14 protein-coding genes and 1 pseudogene are annotated in these 17,348 nt (G+C 64.0%); 4 read left to right on the forward strand and 11 right to left on the reverse strand.

The window, feature by feature from the left end; translation table 11 throughout:
* Window positions 1–205 precede the first annotated feature (205 nt).
* Complete coding sequence (locus tag BM150_RS15690) at window positions 206–520, reverse strand: hypothetical protein (protein ID WP_092928012.1); 315 nt, start codon at window positions 518–520, stop codon at window positions 206–208.
* Window positions 521–1,081: 561 nt separating this feature from the next.
* Between BM150_RS15690 and BM150_RS15695 the strand changes: the two genes are divergently transcribed.
* The 3 genes and pseudogenes from BM150_RS15695 to BM150_RS15705 all read left to right on the forward strand — a co-directional run.
* On the forward strand, window positions 1,082–1,543 hold the full coding sequence (locus BM150_RS15695) for a glycoside hydrolase family 16 protein (protein WP_092928013.1): 462 nt from the start codon (window positions 1,082–1,084) through the stop codon (window positions 1,541–1,543).
* 146 nt (window positions 1,544–1,689) lie between these two features.
* A complete protein-coding gene (locus BM150_RS15700) occupies window positions 1,690–3,489 on the forward strand; it encodes a coagulation factor 5/8 type domain-containing protein (RefSeq protein WP_092928014.1) in 1,800 nt (599 codons plus the stop codon).
* A gap of 530 nt (window positions 3,490–4,019) precedes the next feature.
* Window positions 4,020–4,681: pseudogene (locus BM150_RS15705) on the forward strand (transposase family protein); the annotation flags it as partial.
* Here the strand turns inward: BM150_RS15705 and BM150_RS25275 are convergent.
* The 10 genes from BM150_RS25275 to BM150_RS15755 form a co-directional block, all read right to left on the reverse strand.
* Window positions 4,678–5,370, reverse strand: coding sequence for a nitroreductase family protein (locus tag BM150_RS25275; protein ID WP_092928015.1), 693 nt, complete (start codon window positions 5,368–5,370; stop codon window positions 4,678–4,680). The pseudogene BM150_RS15705 and the gene BM150_RS25275 sit on opposite strands and share 4 nt — an antisense overlap.
* 71 nt (window positions 5,371–5,441) lie before the next feature.
* Window positions 5,442–7,163, reverse strand: a complete 1,722-nt coding sequence (locus BM150_RS15715) for a DUF885 domain-containing protein (RefSeq protein ID WP_092928016.1) — start codon at window positions 7,161–7,163, stop codon at window positions 5,442–5,444.
* Complete coding sequence (locus BM150_RS15720) at window positions 7,160–8,404, reverse strand: ATP-grasp domain-containing protein (RefSeq protein WP_092928017.1); 1,245 nt, start codon at window positions 8,402–8,404, stop codon at window positions 7,160–7,162. The genes BM150_RS15715 and BM150_RS15720 overlap by 4 nt, the downstream gene beginning before the upstream one ends.
* Window positions 8,401–9,729 carry an ATP-grasp domain-containing protein gene (locus BM150_RS15725; RefSeq protein ID WP_092928062.1) on the reverse strand — a complete coding sequence of 443 codons (1,329 nt, stop codon included), beginning with the start codon at window positions 9,727–9,729 and terminating at the stop codon, window positions 8,401–8,403. Before BM150_RS15725 ends, BM150_RS15720 begins: the two co-directional genes overlap by 4 nt.
* A complete protein-coding gene (locus BM150_RS15730) occupies window positions 9,729–11,141 on the reverse strand; it encodes an ATP-grasp domain-containing protein (protein ID WP_092928018.1) in 1,413 nt (470 codons plus the stop codon). Before BM150_RS15730 ends, BM150_RS15725 begins: the two co-directional genes overlap by 1 nt.
* A gap of 69 nt (window positions 11,142–11,210) precedes the next feature.
* On the reverse strand, window positions 11,211–11,972 hold the full coding sequence (locus tag BM150_RS15735) for a hypothetical protein (RefSeq protein ID WP_092928063.1): 762 nt from the start codon (window positions 11,970–11,972) through the stop codon (window positions 11,211–11,213).
* A gap of 47 nt (window positions 11,973–12,019) precedes the next feature.
* Window positions 12,020–12,319: a 2Fe-2S iron-sulfur cluster-binding protein gene (locus BM150_RS15740; RefSeq protein ID WP_092928019.1), complete on the reverse strand. Its 300-nt coding sequence runs from the start codon at window positions 12,317–12,319 to the stop codon at window positions 12,020–12,022.
* Window positions 12,316–13,299, reverse strand: coding sequence for an NAD(P)/FAD-dependent oxidoreductase (locus BM150_RS15745; protein WP_092928064.1), 984 nt, complete (start codon window positions 13,297–13,299; stop codon window positions 12,316–12,318). The genes BM150_RS15740 and BM150_RS15745 overlap by 4 nt, the downstream gene beginning before the upstream one ends.
* Window positions 13,300–13,467: 168 nt before the next feature.
* Complete coding sequence (locus tag BM150_RS15750) at window positions 13,468–14,757, reverse strand: aminotransferase class V-fold PLP-dependent enzyme (protein ID WP_092928020.1); 1,290 nt, start codon at window positions 14,755–14,757, stop codon at window positions 13,468–13,470.
* A gap of 525 nt (window positions 14,758–15,282) precedes the next feature.
* A complete protein-coding gene (locus tag BM150_RS15755; protein ID WP_092928021.1) occupies window positions 15,283–16,323 on the reverse strand; it encodes a ParB/RepB/Spo0J family partition protein in 1,041 nt (346 codons plus the stop codon).
* 547 nt (window positions 16,324–16,870) lie between these two features.
* Between BM150_RS15755 and BM150_RS15760 the strand changes: the two genes are divergently transcribed.
* The coding region (locus BM150_RS15760) for a winged helix-turn-helix transcriptional regulator (RefSeq protein ID WP_092928065.1) at window positions 16,871–17,348 on the forward strand (478 nt) is incomplete at its 3' end.

Raw genomic sequence — 17,348 nt, forward strand, 5'->3', positions numbered from 1 at the left:
AACCGCTTTGGCGCGTTGAATTGCATATACGTAGGCCAAAATCCCCCGGTGGGGCACCCTGTCGGGGGATTGTCGGTGCTGTGCCGGTCGAGCTACAGCGCCAGGGCGGCCCGTAGGGCCTCGTCGACGCGGCGCATCGTCTCCCGGGGCGGCGCGCCGTAGATCCGCCCACGGGTGATCGTCGGAGTCCCTGCGTGGCCGCGGGTCATTCGGCGTCCTCGGCCCGCGTGCGGCGACGGCGGGACATCGTGATCGCGCGGTCGTCGGCGGACTCCTCGGTGGTGCTCTGCTCAGCGAGCTGCCGGTAGCCCTCGTCCATGGCGATCTCGGTGATGCGGTCCGTGCCGATGCGGAAGGCGGCCCGCGGGACAGTGGACTTCGACGCGTCGGGCTCGATGCCGGTCACGGACTCCAGTGCCCAACGTTCGAGGCTGGTCGGGTCCATCAGCCTGTCGACGAGGCGAGCGTCGGCGGTGGCGAGCGCGAGGGTTTCGCGGCGCTCGGTTGGTTCAACAATCATGCCCCAGTACGATGCATCCTCGTGCCTGACTCCAGTGATGTGTATCGACGCATTGCTCGGCGATGCGTTTGCTGCGAGGCTCTGGGATTACTGCGCTGCTCATGAGGTGGTTGGGATTGTGGGCGGCCTGCGATCACCGCGGTAGGCCTTTCGGGGAGAGTACGACGGGTGTTGTCGCCGAGGGTGTTTCGCCGTTGAGGTGTCCGCGGTTGGCTGAGGCGCCTCGGCCTCGGGTGGCTGAGTTGCTGGAGTAGTGGTCTCTCCAGGCCCAGGTGGCGCGGTGCGCGCGGAACCTGGGGCGCAGCCCGCGGTAGCGGATTCGCACCGCGATTCCTTCCCCTTCGGTGGTCGATCGCGGTGACGAGGACCAAGCGATTCCGTCGGGGGGAGTACGAACGCGACTCCGTGGGCGCCAATCTGCGAGTTCGTGAATCGATTCAGAAAACATGGGCCCTTTACCGGCTGGTGGTCTAGACGTTTCCCTCTTTATGCATTGAGAGCGCTCTCCTTCGGTTGCCCGGTGGGCCGGAGCGGTCCGCCCCTCCAGGAATGAGGAGTTCCATGTCCACGCGAAATCGTTTCGCGATCGTGGTGGCGACAGCCCTGCCGCCGTTGTCGGCAGCTCCGGTGGCCGTGGCCGAGCAGGAGGGTTCCTTCGACGACTTCTCCGGTTCGACGATCGACCGATCGAAGTGGACGGTCGAGGCCACCGGGGAGAACTTCGGGACGGTCAACTCCGAACAGCAGGATTGGGTCGATTCTCCGGAGACGCGCTACATCGGCCAGGACGCCGCTGATTCCCGGAACGGAGCCCTGGCCATTCATCCGCGTTACGGGCCTGGCTGTCAGGCTCCGGACGGCAACGCCTACGATTTCGTCGCCGGGCGGTCGCAGAGCCGGGGCAGGACGAAGTTCACCCACGGCACCTACTCGGTCCGGCTCGAACTCCCCGAAGGCGCGAGCGCGCCCGGGAAGTCGGGCGATGTCCGCTACCTCGTCGACCGGGTCCGCGTCGACCCCTGATAACCCCCGCTTTCTCGGGGATCGTGTCGTCCCGATCGAAACCCGAGAGCGGCGAGAGAAATCGTGTTTCCGCGGTGTTCCCGTTTTTCGCAAACGGGAATTCCCGAACACCGTGACCGATCACCTTCGTATTTGGAGGATTTTTCGTGTCCACCTCTTCACCCGAGGACCAGGAATCCGGCGGCACCACGTTCTCCCGTCGAAGCGCCCTCGGCGCGATGGCCGCCGCCGTGGCGACTCCGGCCGTGCTGGCCGGTTCGTCGCAGCGCTCCGCGCAGGCCGCCACGACGACCTCGTCATCGAGCGCCGACGTCGACCTCGGACCGAACGTACTGGTTTTCGACCCCAGCACCCCCGACATCCAGGCTCGCCTGGACCAGATCTTCGCCGAGCAGGAGTCGTCCCAGTTCGGCACGGGCCGCTACCAGCTGTTCTTCAAGCCGGGCACGTACGACGGGCTCAACGCCCAGCTGGGCTTCTACACCACGATCGCGGGTCTGGGGCTGTCTCCCGATGACACGACGATCAACGGCGATGTCACCGTCGATGCAGGTTGGTTCGACGGCAACGCGACGCAGAACTTCTGGCGTTCCGCGGAGAATCTCGCGCTGCGACCGGTGAGTGGAACGGACCGCTGGGCGGTCGCCCAGGCCGCGCCGTTCCGGCGGATGCACGTCAAGGGCGGGCTCAATCTGGCACCGAGCGGGTACGGCTGGGCCAGCGGTGGCTACATCGCCGACAGCCGTATCGACGGCACGGTGTCTCCGTACTCGCAGCAGCAGTGGTACACCCGCGACAGTGCTGTGGGCGGTTGGCGCAACGGCGTGTGGAACATGGTCTTCTCCGGTGTCGCGGGTGCTCCGGCGCAGAGCTTCCCCGAACCGCCGTACACGACGCTGGCGACCACCCCGATCTCGCGGGAGAAGCCGTTCGTGTATCTCGACGGCAGCGAGTTCAGGGTCTTCCTGCCCGCGCTGCGCACCGGAGCCAGCGGCACCACGTGGGAGGGCGGCGCGCCGGCGGGCGAGTCGCTGTCGCTGTCGCGGTTCCACATCGTCAGGCCAGGAGAGAGCGCGGCCACGATCAACGCCGCCCTCGATCAGGGCAAGCACCTGCTGGTCACGCCCGGCATCTACCACCTCGACCAGCCGATCCGGGTCAACCGGGCCAACACCGTGGTCCTCGGGCTCGGCTATGCCACGCTCATCCCGGACAACGGGGTCACGGCCCTGCGGATAGCCGACGTGGACGGGGTGCGGATCGCCGGACTCCTCGTCGACGCCGGAACCGTCAACTCGGAGCCCCTGGTGGAGGTCGGTCCCGAAGGCTCCTCCGCCGACCACGCGGCCAATCCGATCTCGCTGCAGGACCTGTTCGTCCGCATCGGCGGGGCAGGGGCCGGTAAGGCCACCACCAGCGTGGTGGTCAACGCCCACGACACGCTCATCGATCACACCTGGCTCTGGCGCGCCGACCACGGCAGCGGCGTCGGCTGGGAAACCAACCGCGCCGACTACGGCCTGATCGTCAACGGTGACAACGTGCTGGCCACCGGCCTGTTCGCCGAGCACTTCAACAAGTACGACGTGCAGTGGTACGGAGAGCACGGCCGTACCGTGTTCTTCCAGAACGAGAAGGCCTACGACGCCCCCGACCAGGCAGCGATCAACCACGACGGGATCCGCGGCTACGCCGCCTACAAGGTCGGCGACTCCGTGACGACCCACGAGGGTTGGGGCATGGGCAGCTACTGCAACTACACCACGGACCCGACCATCCGCCAGGGGCGCGGCTTCACCGCACCGAACACGCCGGGCGTGGTCTTCCACGACCTGCTCGTCGTCTCGCTCGGCGGCAAGGGGCAATACGACCACGTCATCAACGACACCGGAGCCGCCACCTCCGGATCGGACACCGTGCCCTCCACCGTCATCTCCTACCCCTGACGGACAGGACCCCGCACAACACGGTCACCACGCCGGAACAGCGAGCGAGCGTGTTGCGAGTCATCACCTCGCGGCACGCTCGCACCTACTCGGGCAGACCCCGAGGACGTCGGGACCGGGTGATCACCCGCGAGCGGGTGGAACGGTCGATGCGGGGCACGGGTCCTCGACCGGGTTCCGCGCCGGTGGTTACGCACCACGATTTCCGGGCCGCTTGCCGAACCAGAACCTGACCTGGTCAGCAGGGTTTCCACTCCCAGCGGGCCGGAACAACGCCGGGTAGGTGACATCGCCGGGGTGATTTTCCTCAGGGCTCAAAACTGGTGTTGCGGGTGGGGAGGTTGTTGACGCTGGGGTGCTAGGGATGGCTGAGGGGACGGGTCGTGCGGCGGCAGGATGAGAACCGCCAAGTCACTCGTCCGCCGAACGGCAAGGGACCGTCCCGTGCTACACGGTAACGCCCCGCTGTCTATCGAGGACCGTCGTCGTCTCGTCGCTCGTTGCCAGTACCGTCCGATCGCCCATGTCGCCGCACCGTCACCCGCCACCTACGACGCTTGGGCCTGCAGCGTCGTAGGTTCCTCGGCTCACCGGCGCCTCGAACCGCACGCCGCGTCGGATCATTGCCTACCGGCCGGGACACATGGTCAACCTCGACGTGAACAAGGTCGGCCGCGTCCGGTGACGGCGGCTGGCGCGACCACGGCCGCGGCAGCCACCAGGCCCAGACCGTCGAACGTCGTAAGGCCGCCGGTGCTCGGGCCGGACACGGTTCCCTGCGCTCGGCCGTCGATGGCTACTCGCGGCTGACCTGAACTGAGGCGTTACCGGACGAGAAGGCGGCCACCGCGATCGCTGTCACCCACCGGGCGCGGGCGTTCTTCGCCGCGCACGGCATCACCCACATCCAGCGGATCGTGACCGATAACGGTGCGTGCTATCGCGCCGGCGACGTCGCCACCGTGCTGCGCGGTGCGCGGCACCAGCGCATCACTCCGTACACGCCCCGATACAACGGGATCCTGGCCGAGGAGTTCCGTTCCGCCCGCGCTCGGCCCAGCGAGCAGCAGCGCGCCCAGGACCTGACGGGGTGGAACATCCACGACAACTACCATCGACCGCACACTGCCGCCGGAAACCGGCCTCCCAGCTCCACACCGGCGTCACCAACCTCCAGACCTCTTACTACTAGTGGCCCCGAGCCTGAGCAAGGCATGTAGTGGGCTGGAAGTCGGATAGATGCTCGTCAAGCGAGGGCAGTTCGGCGCGTCGGGAGACAGTGGTCGGATCGGGTGTCCCGACGTAGAGCCAGCCAAGTAGCGATTCGTCTTTGTGCACATCCAGCATCGCCCTCGCCGACGGGCTACTTACATGCTTCCCTGTTTTCCAGATCGACCCGTACCCACCGTTGTGGAGTAGGAGCATGAGGTTGTTGACGACGCCAGCGGTGGCGACCAGCTGTTCCCACCCTGGAATCGTGTTTCCCCGTGGCCGGAACACGATTGTCACGAGCAGCGGTGCGCGCAGTGGGAGTTGAGCGACCTGCTCAGGTGACTTGGTGCCGGAGTCAACGGCGAAGCACTGACCGAGTGCTTCGCGGGCATGTCCTCGGACTGTGATGAACCGCCAAGGATGTAGCCGTCCATGGTCTGGGGCATGTGCGGCCGACTCGATCATGTGGCCCAACTCGCTGTGGTCCGGTGTCGGGTCCAGAAGCCGGTGTTGGCTCATGCGAGTCCTGATTGCTGCCGGGACCTCCACCTGTATCTCCTTACTTTCCTCGACGTCCTGCCATGCGCTGCGGTCCCCGGAGGTCTGATGCCGCGAAATCCCAGCGACCGGGTGGTCCAGCCGGACCTCTGGGCTGGGGCGTGAAGACATCGGGGTGGGTTGTTGGTCAGGACGAGACAGTGGCGCAAAGTGTGAGGGCGCATTTTGCTGGCTTAGTACACCTAGCGGGTGAGCTCGGTGTGCAGCAGATCCAGTCCCATCGGACCCAAGTCCAGGGCGTGGTGGTGGAAATGCTTGAGATCGAAGGCGGCGCCCTCGCGGCGGCGGACTGCCTCCCGCGCCTCCAGCCACACCTTCTCTCCCAACTTGTAGGCGATGGCCTGCCCAGGGCGTCCTAAATATCGATCGATCTCGAACTCCACGAACCCCGGCGGACCCAGCCCGCAGTGCTCGATGAGGAACTCACGGGCCAGCTGCGGCGTCCACCGCTCGCCGTCATGGAACCCAGTGCCTACGGGGATCGGGAACTGCAGATGCAGTCCGATGTCCAGCACGATCCGCGCGGCACGCAGCTGCTGCCCGCCGGCCAGCATTCCCAGCCGGTGTGCCGGGTCAGCGAAGTACCCCAGCTCGTCCATCAACCGCTCGGCGTACAGGCCCCACCCTTCACAGTGCCCCGGGTGCAGTTCACTCGACAGTCGCTGGAACCGGTTGAGGGTGGTGGTGTTCAGGGCCGTCATACCCAGCTGTAGGTGATGCCCCGGGACACCTTCGTGGAACATCGTGCTTGGCACCGTCCATGTCGGGATCGGCGCGTTCGGATCGGACAGCGTCCACCAGACAGTCCCGGGACGGGACATATCCTCGCTGGGTGCGAGATAGTAGGCGGGTCCGTTGTTGGAAGCGATCCGGCAGTCAATCCGCCGCAACGGCTCGGGGATCGTGAAGTGCATCCCGTCGAGGTCGGCAATGGCGCCATCAGCAAGCTCCTGAATCCAGTCGCGCAGGGCCTCCGCGCCCATCACCTGGTACTTGGGATCGTTGTCGAGCGCCGTCAGCACTGCCGGCACCGGTTCGCCGGGTGCGATTTGCGCCGCCGCCTCGGTCATGTCGCGCCGTACCCGGGCTAGTTCGTCCCAACCCCACGCGTAGGTCTCCGCCAGGTCCAGTCTGGTGCCGAGAAACTCCCGGACCCCCAGCTGGTAGCGATCTCCGCCCAGAGCGTCCAGCTGCGGCGCATCCGCCACAAGCTCCTCGGATAGGTACGCCGCGAACCGTGTCAACGCCTCGCTTGCGGCCGCCACAGCCTGATCCAGAACGCCGCGGAACACACCGTCGCCATGCTTGGCGGGCAACCCGGTCAGGTACTGTCGCATGTCCCGGCAATCCCCAGCGTTACGGCTGATCTGACGGACCGGTGCGACCAAGCCGTCGCGCCGGGCAGCCTCCAGGCTCTCGCGCAATCCCGTCAGCGCTCTCGGGAGGGACCGCAGTCGCGAGAGCAACGCATCCCGTGCAGTGTCACTGCCCTGGTCCAACATCTCCACCGCGAGCCGCATTCGCTGGATCGGCCCGTCGATGGTGTCCAACAACGTGCCGTACGCATCGGCGTCAGCCAGTGCCACCTCAGTGGCAAGCCGCTCACGCAGCATCGCCGCAGCGACTCGCTCCGCTTCCCCCACGACCGGTGTCTCGTCGATCGTCCTCAACGTGCGACGGGCCAACTCCGATCGCGCCTGCACCGTCTCCGGGTCGAAATCGGTCAGCTGTCCCTCCCGCCCGGAGATGCCCATCACCTCGGCTTGGCATGGATCCAACACAGCCATGTCGTCCACGTACCGGTCCACGAGATCGTTGAGGGCGGTCGTTGACGGAGGCCCACCGTGGGGGGCTGGGCGGCGGTCACAGGCCACGGTTTCCGGTGCCGCTTGATACTTCGTCATGCCGAGACCTCTTCCGGAGCCGTGGTGACGGAAAGGGCGCCGAACAAGTCGACGATCCAGTCGCGGGTCTTCTCGGGAGTGTCGCTCACAGTGATCCCGGTGAGAACCGTCTCTCCGGCCTGGTAGGTGATGTGGTCGGGCAACGGTGTGCCAGGCAGCAGTTCGTTCCAGGCGACCACGTGCGGACTATGCCGGAAAGGCTCGGTACCGTCGAGGCCCCGGAACCCCATCCCAGCCAGATGATGGCCGGGATGGACGAACCAGCCGTACCAGCTTCGATCGGTGGGTGGTTCGGGGAGCGTCCCGATGAGGGACTCGCCGAGCAGGACGCGCAGCTCGTATGACGGCAGGTGGACTCCGGTGGCCAGCTCGACGGTCGCCACCACGTCGGCACCCCCCACTCGGTTCCCGACCTCGAGAAAGACGAGTTCTCCCCCGTGGACGATCGCCTCGAGATGGAAGCTGCCGTCCTCGATCCGCACAGCGGACAGAGCGCGCGAGACCCAGTCGCGAGTCTCCTCGGAGATCTCGATCTGGAACGACCCCATCGGCATGCCCTGTGCGTATGCCAGGCAGGTGCCCACGTATTCGCTCCCACTGAGGATCAGAACCTCGCCGCCCTGCACCAGACCGTCGAAGTGCCTAATCGGGCCGGAGACGAACTCCTCAACCGCAAGCTCCTCCAGGTCACTGCCAGCGTCGACCCGGGCGACGCCGGTTCGCCCCTCGGCGATCGCCGCGGCGACTTGCCCCGGGGTATCGAATACGAGTACGTCCTCGCTGGACGCGCCACGATTCGGTTTGAGGACGGTTTGGCCGTCCCAAGGCACCTGGCCGGCGAGTTCGAGGAAACGTGGCAACGGGAGGAAGCGCGGCACACGGATACCTGCCGCTTCAACCGCCTCTTTCATCAGGGGCTTGTCACGGGCAAGGGCAACCTGTTTCACCGATGCACCCGGGATATTCAGCTGCTCACGCAGCCGAGCGGCGTCGAGCAGCTCGTACTCCGACATCGAGATGACACGATCGAAGGCGCGAGTCATCTCCGCCAGCCACTCCTGGGCCTCCTCGAACGCCGAGCGCGCCCCCGGGCGACTCACCCGTTCGCAGCGCAGGTCAGAGGGCAGGGTTGCCAGAGCCTGGTCAGTTCCAAAGTAAGTGACCTCGTGCTGGCTGTGGTCGATTCCACGATGGTATTCAATTTTGAAGTAGGGCACGCGGTGCAGGATGAGGATTTTCATAAGCCTCTCCTAACGGGAGTGGGGGCGTTGAGAGCGCGATCCAAGGCGTCAGACCATGCCTCGCGCAAGGCGTACACGACGGTGCGGATGTCGGCGCGGTCGCCGTGTAGCACAACGCAGCCCTGCGCCGCGAAATCTGCGTTGTCACGGGCTACCGCGTGCAGCTCGCGGCGCGCGGGCGATAACCAGGAGAACTCCATGATGGTCAATTCCCCCTCGCCCAGGCCAAACCATTCGGCGGTGGCCTGCACCGCCTCCGCGAATGGATTCGCTCCCACCGCGACGTCATCCGGCGAGAACGAGCGGTCGCTCCCGACGCCGAGCATGACCGTCGCCGCCGAGCAACGAGGCACCAGCTGCCCCGTGTTGGCGGCCGTACCAAATGCCGTGTCGACCCAGCGATGGTGCAAATCGATCCCGTAGACCCATCGGGCCATCGACCAGATCTTCATCCCAGCAGGTCTCCGGTTTGGCTCCACGATCGCGGCGCTCAGTCCGTCGTCGCTCAGCTTGATCTCGTTGTGGAACGGCCCGTTGCGCTGACCGACCAGCAAGTTCGCCTGCCGCCCTGTTCGTTTCAACGTCACGAGCTCGTACTCGTCCACTGCGGCGGGCAGCACCTGCGCAATCTCGACGGGATACCGTCCGCGTGCACTGATCTTCTCGGTGAGGAACTCCAGCGATCCCAGCCCATCGAAGGAGTACTCACGGCGGTACGGGATGAACTCCTCGCAGATGACCCCGCTATCCAGATAGGGGAGGACCTCGGCGAACGCCGCCGTTAGGTCGTCGCCGGGACGGACCGCGACGACGCCTCGGTTGTTTCCCTCCACGGCGGGCTTAACGACGAAGCCCTCCTCGGCATGGTCACGTGCGAACACGCTCAACTCCTCGAATGAGGAGATCTTGGCGAATGCGGGCACCATTATCCCTTGCGCGGTTAGCAGGTCGGCCACGCGCGATTCGCCAAGCCGGTAGCTGTGCTTGGAGAACGCGCCCTCGGCCAGGTGTGGCGAGTCGACCGCGACACCCAGCCGCTCGAGCAACTCGACCCCACTGCGCACGGCATTGTCGGAGAAGACAATGCCTGCCTTGATTCGCTCGCGCCGGTCGGCGAGTAGTTTCTCCCCTAACTCGGCAAAGTCGTCGCTGAGTGGATCGAGGTCGATTACCTCGTCGGCGATGGCATGATCGGTTTCAGTGGGATCAGCACGGATCAGGATCACGGTCGCGCTGTGGCGTTCGCGCGCATACTCCTGCAGGTGGCGTACCTCGTCGATCCGGCTGAGATTGTAGTCGACGATGATGAGGATCGGTCCGGTCATCATCCGCTCTCCGTCTCGTACATGATTTCGATCGCGCGCATGGAAGCGGGAAGCAGCTCAGCAAGGAGGTCATCCCGGTCGGCCAGGTCCATGCGCCAGAGCACCTGACCGAGGAAGACCTCACGCGAGGACGCCTCCACGACGTCACCGGGCTTGAGAAGGACATGCGACAGAAGCGGCTGAAACGGGAGGTCATCGTTCAGACCCACCTCACGGATGGTGCCGGGGCCAGTGAAAAAAACGCGGAAGAACGTCGCGTTCGGGCTCGGCGTGGTGCCGTCCATCCCGAACGACAGCCCCTTCAGCGTCTTCAGGAATCCACCCGGCTGGCTGGCGGTAAGCAGCAAGTCCAGCCACAAATCGAGCATCCCCGGACCGCCGGTCAGCGCCGCCACGCTGGGCGAAATCAGACTGCCGCCGACGCGCGGGTTGACCTCGATCAGATCCCAGCCGGACGAGGCGTACCGCGCTTCGACATGGAAACAGCCCCAGCGGAGATCCAGAGCGGTCAGCGCCCTCGTCGTCCACCGGATCCCGGCGGCGACTTCTTCCTGCGACAGAGTCGTCGGTGGGCTGACGCAGGCGTTCTCGAGCACGGTGCCCGTCGACTCCGTCACCTCGCACTTCTCGTGCACGGCCACCACATACGGATCACCGTCGACGACGACCACCTCGAAGCTGAACTCTTGTCCAGGCACGTAATCCTCGATGAGGAACTCCACCTCGCAGCCCACACCGGAGGGCGCGCTCACGGCCGAGTCCGCGCCGTTGTTCAGGTCCGTGCCGGATTGCGAGAACGGGCCAGCGGTGGTGGCGAAGGTGTTTGCGTAGACCGTGTCGGAACGAGCTTCCAAGGTGAGGCGTTCCAGTTCGGACCAGGTCGTCTCGGGGGTGAGCGGGAACGTTCCGAACGAGGCGATACCGCTGACCGGTTTCACGAAATAGCGGCCGCCCTCGCGTTGCCGCTCAGCGAGTGTCGTGGGGGTGAGCGCGGACGCTCGGCCCCGGGTTAAGCCGACGTCGGCGAGCCGATTCCGCAGCGTTAGCTTGTCGCGTAGTTTCAGGATTTGCTTCTCGTCCAGGTCTGGCACGCCGAGGCGAGCGTTGGCCGACGCCATCAAGTGCCGGTACCCCTCCCAGACGGTGAGACAGCACTGCACAGATGTACCCGTGGCCTCCAGCTGGTCGATATAGGCATCGACGTCCTCTGGGGTCAGCACGTGCTCGCTGGTCACGTGGAGCTCGTCGGCGAGCTCGATGAGCTGCTCAGGTCTGGATACTTGGTGCCTCGGTTCCGGCAGCGAGCTGAGCACGCAAGTTTTCACCCCTCGCGCCGTGACCGTGCCGATGAGGTCCTCCATGAACGAGAACCCGACGTGGCTGAGCAGCAGTACTCCCAAGGTGTTTTCCATGCTCAATCCGCCTCCTCACTGGCGGGCGGGGGCGCGACGCGACGCCGCGCCCCCGCACGGAGAACAGGCTCAGGCCGACTGCTTCTCGGCCTTGGCAATGGTGTCCCGATGGAGCTCCTCGAAGTACTGCCCGAGGATCGTCTGGTGCTCGCGGAGGTACCGCTTGAAGGCGGCGATGTCATCCTCGCTGCGAAGCAGGTGCCGGACGGCCTCCCACACCTCGCCGGGGTGGTCTTCGTTCACGTCGGTGTGCGAGTGGTTAATCTGACCGCCGATATTGCTCTCGCCGACTGAGCCCTTCAGCGCCTCCAGCTTCCTGGGCTCCAGCTTCACATTCACGTACTCGACCAGATAGGAGTACGCCACCACGCCGAGCGGACCCTCGTGATCCAGGAGGTAGGAGAAGTAGCCGGACAGCAGTTTGGTCGACAGATAGGGTTCGGTGGCCAGGAACTGCTCGCGTGATACACCGACCTTCTCAAGGTCGGCGATGAACAGTTCGTCGTGGAGCATCTCCTCCTGTTCGTAGTTTGCCCAGACCTGTGCCGCCTCTGGGCTTACCTTGGCTATCTCCACCAGTGCCTTCGCTTCGGCCACCCGCAGCATCCGGATGCGCCAGGCGGTTTCGATCAGATTCCGCTTGTAGTACTCAGAATCGACATTCTTGCCCTCGAGGTGCGCAGCCTCGGAGACATTGGCGTACCATTCGACGACCTGCTGGTCGAGCTGCTCGTCGATCTCGGTACGTAGCTTCGCCGAGGCGGTCGCGTTGAGGAACGGGGTGCGCTCCGGGGTGTGCTCCCCATAACCAACGTTGATCACGCGATTCATCTTTTTGTCACCTTTCTTGTGTGTGCTCGAACGTTTGCCCGAGCAGTTCATGTGTCGGCCGCGGGGCGGACCTTCGCGTTGCCGTACAGCCGGCATTGACAGGCCAAGCGGTGGTCACCGCCGGGTCGGCCGAGATCTTCGAGGAAGTCGAGCTCGTTGTCGTCAGGTTGGCCGAGGGAGTCAGATCCCTCCAGCACTTCGATCACGCATACTCCGCATGATCCGGAACGGCATCCGAATGGGATGGGCTTCTGCAAGATCTCGAACTCGATTTCAGTGAGACGAGATTTCGCGGGTAGCACGACCTTTGTTCCTGTCGGAAGGATGGTTAATGTGTACTGAGTCATAGCAGCGGAGCGGCCTCGCGGTCGGTGGAATGTTCAGGCGCGAGAGGGGAACCGGGAAGAAGTTCGACTGCCACGTGATTCGCGGCGATCGCCGCGTCGCCGAACCCCACCGAGATAAGTGGGACGCGCCCCTCGTAGGTACAGATATCGCTGACCGCGTACACCCGTGGTAAGTTCGTCCGCATCGAGCTGTCGACCGCGATCTGACGATTCTCCACACGAAGTCCCCAGTCCGCGATCGGGCCCAGGCTGGTGATGAATCCCAGTGCCGCGATGAGAACTTGTGCGGGCAGCGTCACTTCTTCTTCGCCGGTCCGGACCCGTACTTCTTCCAACCGCTCCACGCCATCACAGTTCGTCACCTGTGTATCGGTCAACACGTGAATGCCAGCCGTCGCATACATTTGTCTGACGCTGTGCTCGTGGGCACGGAAAGATGAGCGCCGATGGACGACCGTGACGGACCGTGCGATCGGAGCGAGAGCGAGAGCCCAGTCAACCGCACTGTCACTACCACCGACGATCACCACGTCGCGATCCCGGTGGTCATCGAGGTGCGGCACGTGGTATGCTACTCCACGTCCTTCGTATGGCCGTAGACAGGGCAACGTACGCGGGACGGAACGTCCGAGTCCTCCCGCGATCACGACTGCCTGCGCTCGAATCCTCCCGCCATCCTCCAGTCCGACCGACCAGCCCGACTCCTCATCCAGGGTCAGGGAGGCCGCTGTCCGGCCGAGAAGGTAGTGCGGATGAAAGGGTGCGACCTGGGCGACTAGGTTGTCGACCAGTTCTCGACCTCGCACGGCCACGTGGCCGGCAACGTCGTAGATCTTCTTTTCTGGATAGAGGGCCGCGATCTGGCCGCCCGGCTCCGGTAGCACGTCGACTATCGCGCTAGACAACCCTCGGAATCCCGCGCAGTAGGCCGCGTACAGTCCGGCTGGGCCCGCTCCGACGACAGCCACGTCCGCGCTCATCTCCGCGCCGGCCGCGACCGTGCCTCCTCGATCGCCCACTTGATTCCTCCTGAAGTTCAGGCGCTTTCAACGCTCAGCGACATCGGACTCGCAGCAGGTCCGCTAGCCGCTTGAGCAGCCGACACACCTGCACGCCATTTCAAGAATCGGGAAAACGAGCAAGACCGATTAGGCTAGTGACCGAATTACCGCCAGAGCCATCTCGACGTCCTCCGGGAAATTGACAATTCCGGCAGACAGTCGCACGCGTGGATCCGCATACGGCGTGCAACTCGCTATAACTCGATTGTTGCGGAGAATCTGAACAACGTCTCGTGGATTGTAACCATGGACATCGAAGGTAACGATACCTGCAGACAGCTCCGGGTCAAGCGGTGTATGCAGCGTGACATGTTCCATATCCGCCAGACCGTCCTTGATCAGGCTGTTCATCTCGGCGATTCGGTTCTGGACCCGCTTTCTTCCGATCTGCCAGTGGAAGTTGAACGCTTCCACCGTGGCCCACTGATGTTCGTACGCGAAGAATCCTCCGGGGCTGATCCACGAGCCTGCGTCCGGGTCAGCCGGTGGCCGGCCTTGTCGCCAGGCATTGGACGGCTCCTTGGCCATGAGGCTGGGAATCGTCGGCTGCACCAGAGCCCAATTTTCCGGCTTTGCCCAGACGATTCCAGTTCCACGCGGGCCGAGAATCCACTTGTGTGTGCCCGCAGAAAAAAAGTCGCAACCCATCTTCGCGACGTCTTCGTCTACCACGCCAAAACCATGCACCCCGTCTACTACCAGCAGGATACGATCCTCTTCGTCGCGGTTTCGATTCACCTCAGCAATAGCTTCCGCGATTGCGGCCATCGGTAGCCGCACGCCGGTGTTTGAATGGACCCAAGCGACTGCGAAGACTCGGGTATTCGAGCGCACAGCGGCGCGTACTCGCTCGACGGCCTCATCGCCAGAGAAGTGGAACGACGACTCGTAAAGTGGGATTTCGCGCATGCTCGCGCCCCATTTGTCGCTTGCCAACCGTATTGATTCGTAGTGAGGGTAGAATTCGTGCGTAGTGGTAAGAATTTCCTGGCCGGGCTTCAGGCGGAGACCGTTGTGGATCAGGGCAAGACCCGTCGTGGTGCTGCTGGTGAGAGCGATTTCGTTAGACTGCCCGCCGATGTATTCGGCTGCGGCGGCGCATACGTTCCGCCATAGCATATCCTCATCGCGGCGGAACATGTTGTCGTCGAGAAAACCGTGGGGATCCTCATCGAACGCCCTCCGGTAGCGCGTGATCGCGTCGCGAACCGGCGTTGGGTTCGAGGCGAAGTAAAAATTCGACAGATGCGCGAGTTCGGGCGACAGCAGGAACTGGTCGCGGACGGATCTCCAGTCGTAGGGATCGAAGGACTGTTGCGCGGCATCCTGTGCAACAGCATTGTCCGTGGATTCTATGGTCGTCGAGGAATCAGCCATGTCGTTACTCCTCCATGAAAGTGCAATACGGCAAGACGTCGTGCGATGGCTTGAGTGCCGTCAGATCAGTACGGAAGTAGTCGATTCGAACCAGTTCTGCTGATTACTGAAAGTGAGACTAATTCTGCTTCCTTGGGGTCGTCAAGTGAACACGCCAACCGTATAGACACAGCTTGATCGTGTTGTGGATGTCACAATTTCTGGCGGGCCCCAAGGGTCGGTCAAGCTGCCAGAGCAGATTCTGGAGGCGCGGAAGTGTTCCTTGTGCAGGATCGTCCATATGGGGGATCCATCGCGGTATGCGGTCCTGTTGGTGCGCGAGCGATCTAGTAGTGCTGTCAACGCCCATAAAAGAAGAAGAATCTGCGTCGCGAGAGTCAGTGGTCTGGCCGGAAACACCCACCGAAAAAATCCGACGACCTGAATCTAAGTTCAGATGAGGGTACTGCCGCGGATTCTGCCTCTGCCGGATCGACATCGGAGAGCCGGGCTCAAGGCATTGTCGAACCCCGCCTGGACAATCGCTCAGTCCGGGCCAGATGACGACGACCGCCGCTGGTCCAAGCGGAACGTCAGTTCTTGCCACGCATCGACGCTCGCAGCCGCGAGTTCCGCCACGGGATCGACGCAATGCTCCGGCAGATCCACGATGAGGCGCTCGTAGGCGTCGGCATCCATCGAGGCCACCGCCAGAATGCTTAGCAGCAGGCGGCCGGACTCAGTAAACCGCAGCAACGGGTCGGCGCGGAGCGCGCGCAGCACCGCCTCAGGATCGGCTGGTCTGTCGCGCCGCCGCGCCGCGACTTTCCGGTGCGGCATCTTCGTGCTCGACGCGGGAGCAGCAGAGCGGGGGTTCGGGATCTCTCGGCTGTCTTGCCGGAGTTGCTCCCGTACGGCACGTACGGTGCCCGGAGAAACTCCGGCAACCGCGCTCACCTCGCGCAAGGACGAGGTCGGGCTGTTCTCGAGGATCGACTTGGCACGCTCACGACCGGATGTCGTGCTTAGAGGCCGTTCACGGCCGTCGCGGCCGACCCTGGCCTGTATTTCAGGAAGGTTGCTCTTCTCACGCAGCCCGGCGATTGTTTTGTGCGACAGCCCAGCGACCTTCGCGATCGCCCTGTTCGACCAAGTTGGGTGCGCGTGCAGGATGTGTCCGGCGGCCTCCTTGCGCTCGGCTAATGTTAGCGGCAGCCCGTGCTTGACATTTAGGCGAACTGCCAGCACGAACGCGTTCTCATCGTCTCCGTCGAAAAAACGAGCCCGGATCGCGTGCTCCCCTCGGAGCTGTGCGGCGCGAACTCGGTACATTCCATCGACCACCCGGTTAGTACCCCGCTGGACGATGATCGGCGGCAGCTCGTCCTCCGACTCCGCCAGGGCCCGCGTGTGCTCGTTGTTCTCCCCCGCGGTCCGAGGTGACTTCGTCAGGACCAGCTCTTCGATAGGGATCCATTGGACATCGGCGCTCTTGTCGCCACACGCTTGGATATCCTCGAGCTGCAGCGGTCCGGGCTCCGCGGCCCCTCCACGAATGTGGACAGATTCGCTGTTTTCAATAGACATCCCGCTCAATTACCTCCCCAGTCGTGCTTACCCTTTCGACTGCGTGTATTAATCTTCCGAAGGATGACGATGCCACAGATTGCGCGAAGGCAAGTGTCCTTCACGTGAACTCTTTCCGAGGTGATTCTTCGGCAGTCTTGCACCTCTTTTCACGCTTCCCGATCCGCCCTTGAGTTACCAAAACGGCCCTACATGCGAAGTGCGATCGTGTCACGACCTCGTGTCGGAAGGCAGAGTGCGCTGTGACCTGTCGAAATCTACCGTCTCGGCATTGCGCTCCTGGAGATGTCCAGGAACGCAATGCCGACTCAGGTGTGGCACTCCGCCGTGCAACTGGGATTCTTCGCCAGTTGTACGGGCACCGGTGGTACCGCTGAGCCCAGGTCGCGCAGACGGCAGACTTTGATTCCAGGCGAGGAAGGGTCGACGGCGGGCAGGGCGGGCACGTCAAAGCCGACATCCATTCTCGGGCTGGTAGTAGTATGAAACCAATCGGAATGTAGTCATAAAGGTAGCAATATGCAACCGATCTGTTTGGGGGTCTGCCGTGACCACACCACCCGCCGGGTCAGGACACCCAGCCGCGCCCTCCGACGGGTGGTCCGACCCTCCCTGCGCTCTCGCGCGCGCCGTGGACCTCGTCGGGGACAGGTGGAGCCTGCTGATCCTCCGCGACGCCTTAGACGGGACCCGGGCGTTCAGCGACTTCCAGCGCAACCTCGGTGTCGCCAAGAACATCCTGAGCGACCGACTCCGCCGGCTCGTCGCCCACGGCATCCTCGACCGACAGACCGCCGCATCGGGCAAACGGCAGGAATACGTCCTCACCCACTCCGGTGAACAACTGTTCACCGCCATGGTGGCCCTACGGCAATGGGGCGAGTCACACGCTTTCAACACCGGCGAGCCTCACTCGGTACTGCTCGACGACGACACCGGCACACCGGTACCGACACTGCACCTACAACGCCCGGACGGCACCACCCTCACCGCCAACAACACCCACATCGAAAAACTCACTAACG

Source organism: Actinopolyspora alba (assembly GCF_900112765.1).
GTDB classification, from domain to species: Bacteria; Actinomycetota; Actinomycetes; order Mycobacteriales; family Pseudonocardiaceae; genus Actinopolyspora; species Actinopolyspora alba.

Coding starts and splice junctions, on each gene's coding strand:
- BM150_RS15695 (WP_092928013.1), top strand. CDS start 1,082: ATGTCCACGCGAAATCGTTTCGCGATCGTGGTGGCGACAGCCCTGCCG.
- BM150_RS15730 (WP_092928018.1), bottom strand. CDS start 11,141: ATGGAAAACACCTTGGGAGTACTGCTGCTCAGCCACGTCGGGTTCTCG.
- BM150_RS25275 (WP_092928015.1), bottom strand. CDS start 5,370: ATGTCTTCACGCCCCAGCCCAGAGGTCCGGCTGGACCACCCGGTCGCT.
- BM150_RS15740 (WP_092928019.1), bottom strand. CDS start 12,319: ATGACTCAGTACACATTAACCATCCTTCCGACAGGAACAAAGGTCGTG.
- BM150_RS15750 (WP_092928020.1), bottom strand. CDS start 14,757: ATGGCTGATTCCTCGACGACCATAGAATCCACGGACAATGCTGTTGCA.
- BM150_RS15725 (WP_092928062.1), bottom strand. CDS start 9,729: ATGACCGGACCGATCCTCATCATCGTCGACTACAATCTCAGCCGGATC.
- BM150_RS15715 (WP_092928016.1), bottom strand. CDS start 7,163: ATGACGAAGTATCAAGCGGCACCGGAAACCGTGGCCTGTGACCGCCGC.
- BM150_RS15720 (WP_092928017.1), bottom strand. CDS start 8,404: ATGAAAATCCTCATCCTGCACCGCGTGCCCTACTTCAAAATTGAATAC.
- BM150_RS15755 (WP_092928021.1), bottom strand. CDS start 16,323: ATGTCTATTGAAAACAGCGAATCTGTCCACATTCGTGGAGGGGCCGCG.
- BM150_RS15735 (WP_092928063.1), bottom strand. CDS start 11,972: ATGAATCGCGTGATCAACGTTGGTTATGGGGAGCACACCCCGGAGCGC.
- BM150_RS15745 (WP_092928064.1), bottom strand. CDS start 13,299: ATGAGCGCGGACGTGGCTGTCGTCGGAGCGGGCCCAGCCGGACTGTAC.
- BM150_RS15690 (WP_092928012.1), bottom strand. CDS start 520: ATGATTGTTGAACCAACCGAGCGCCGCGAAACCCTCGCGCTCGCCACC.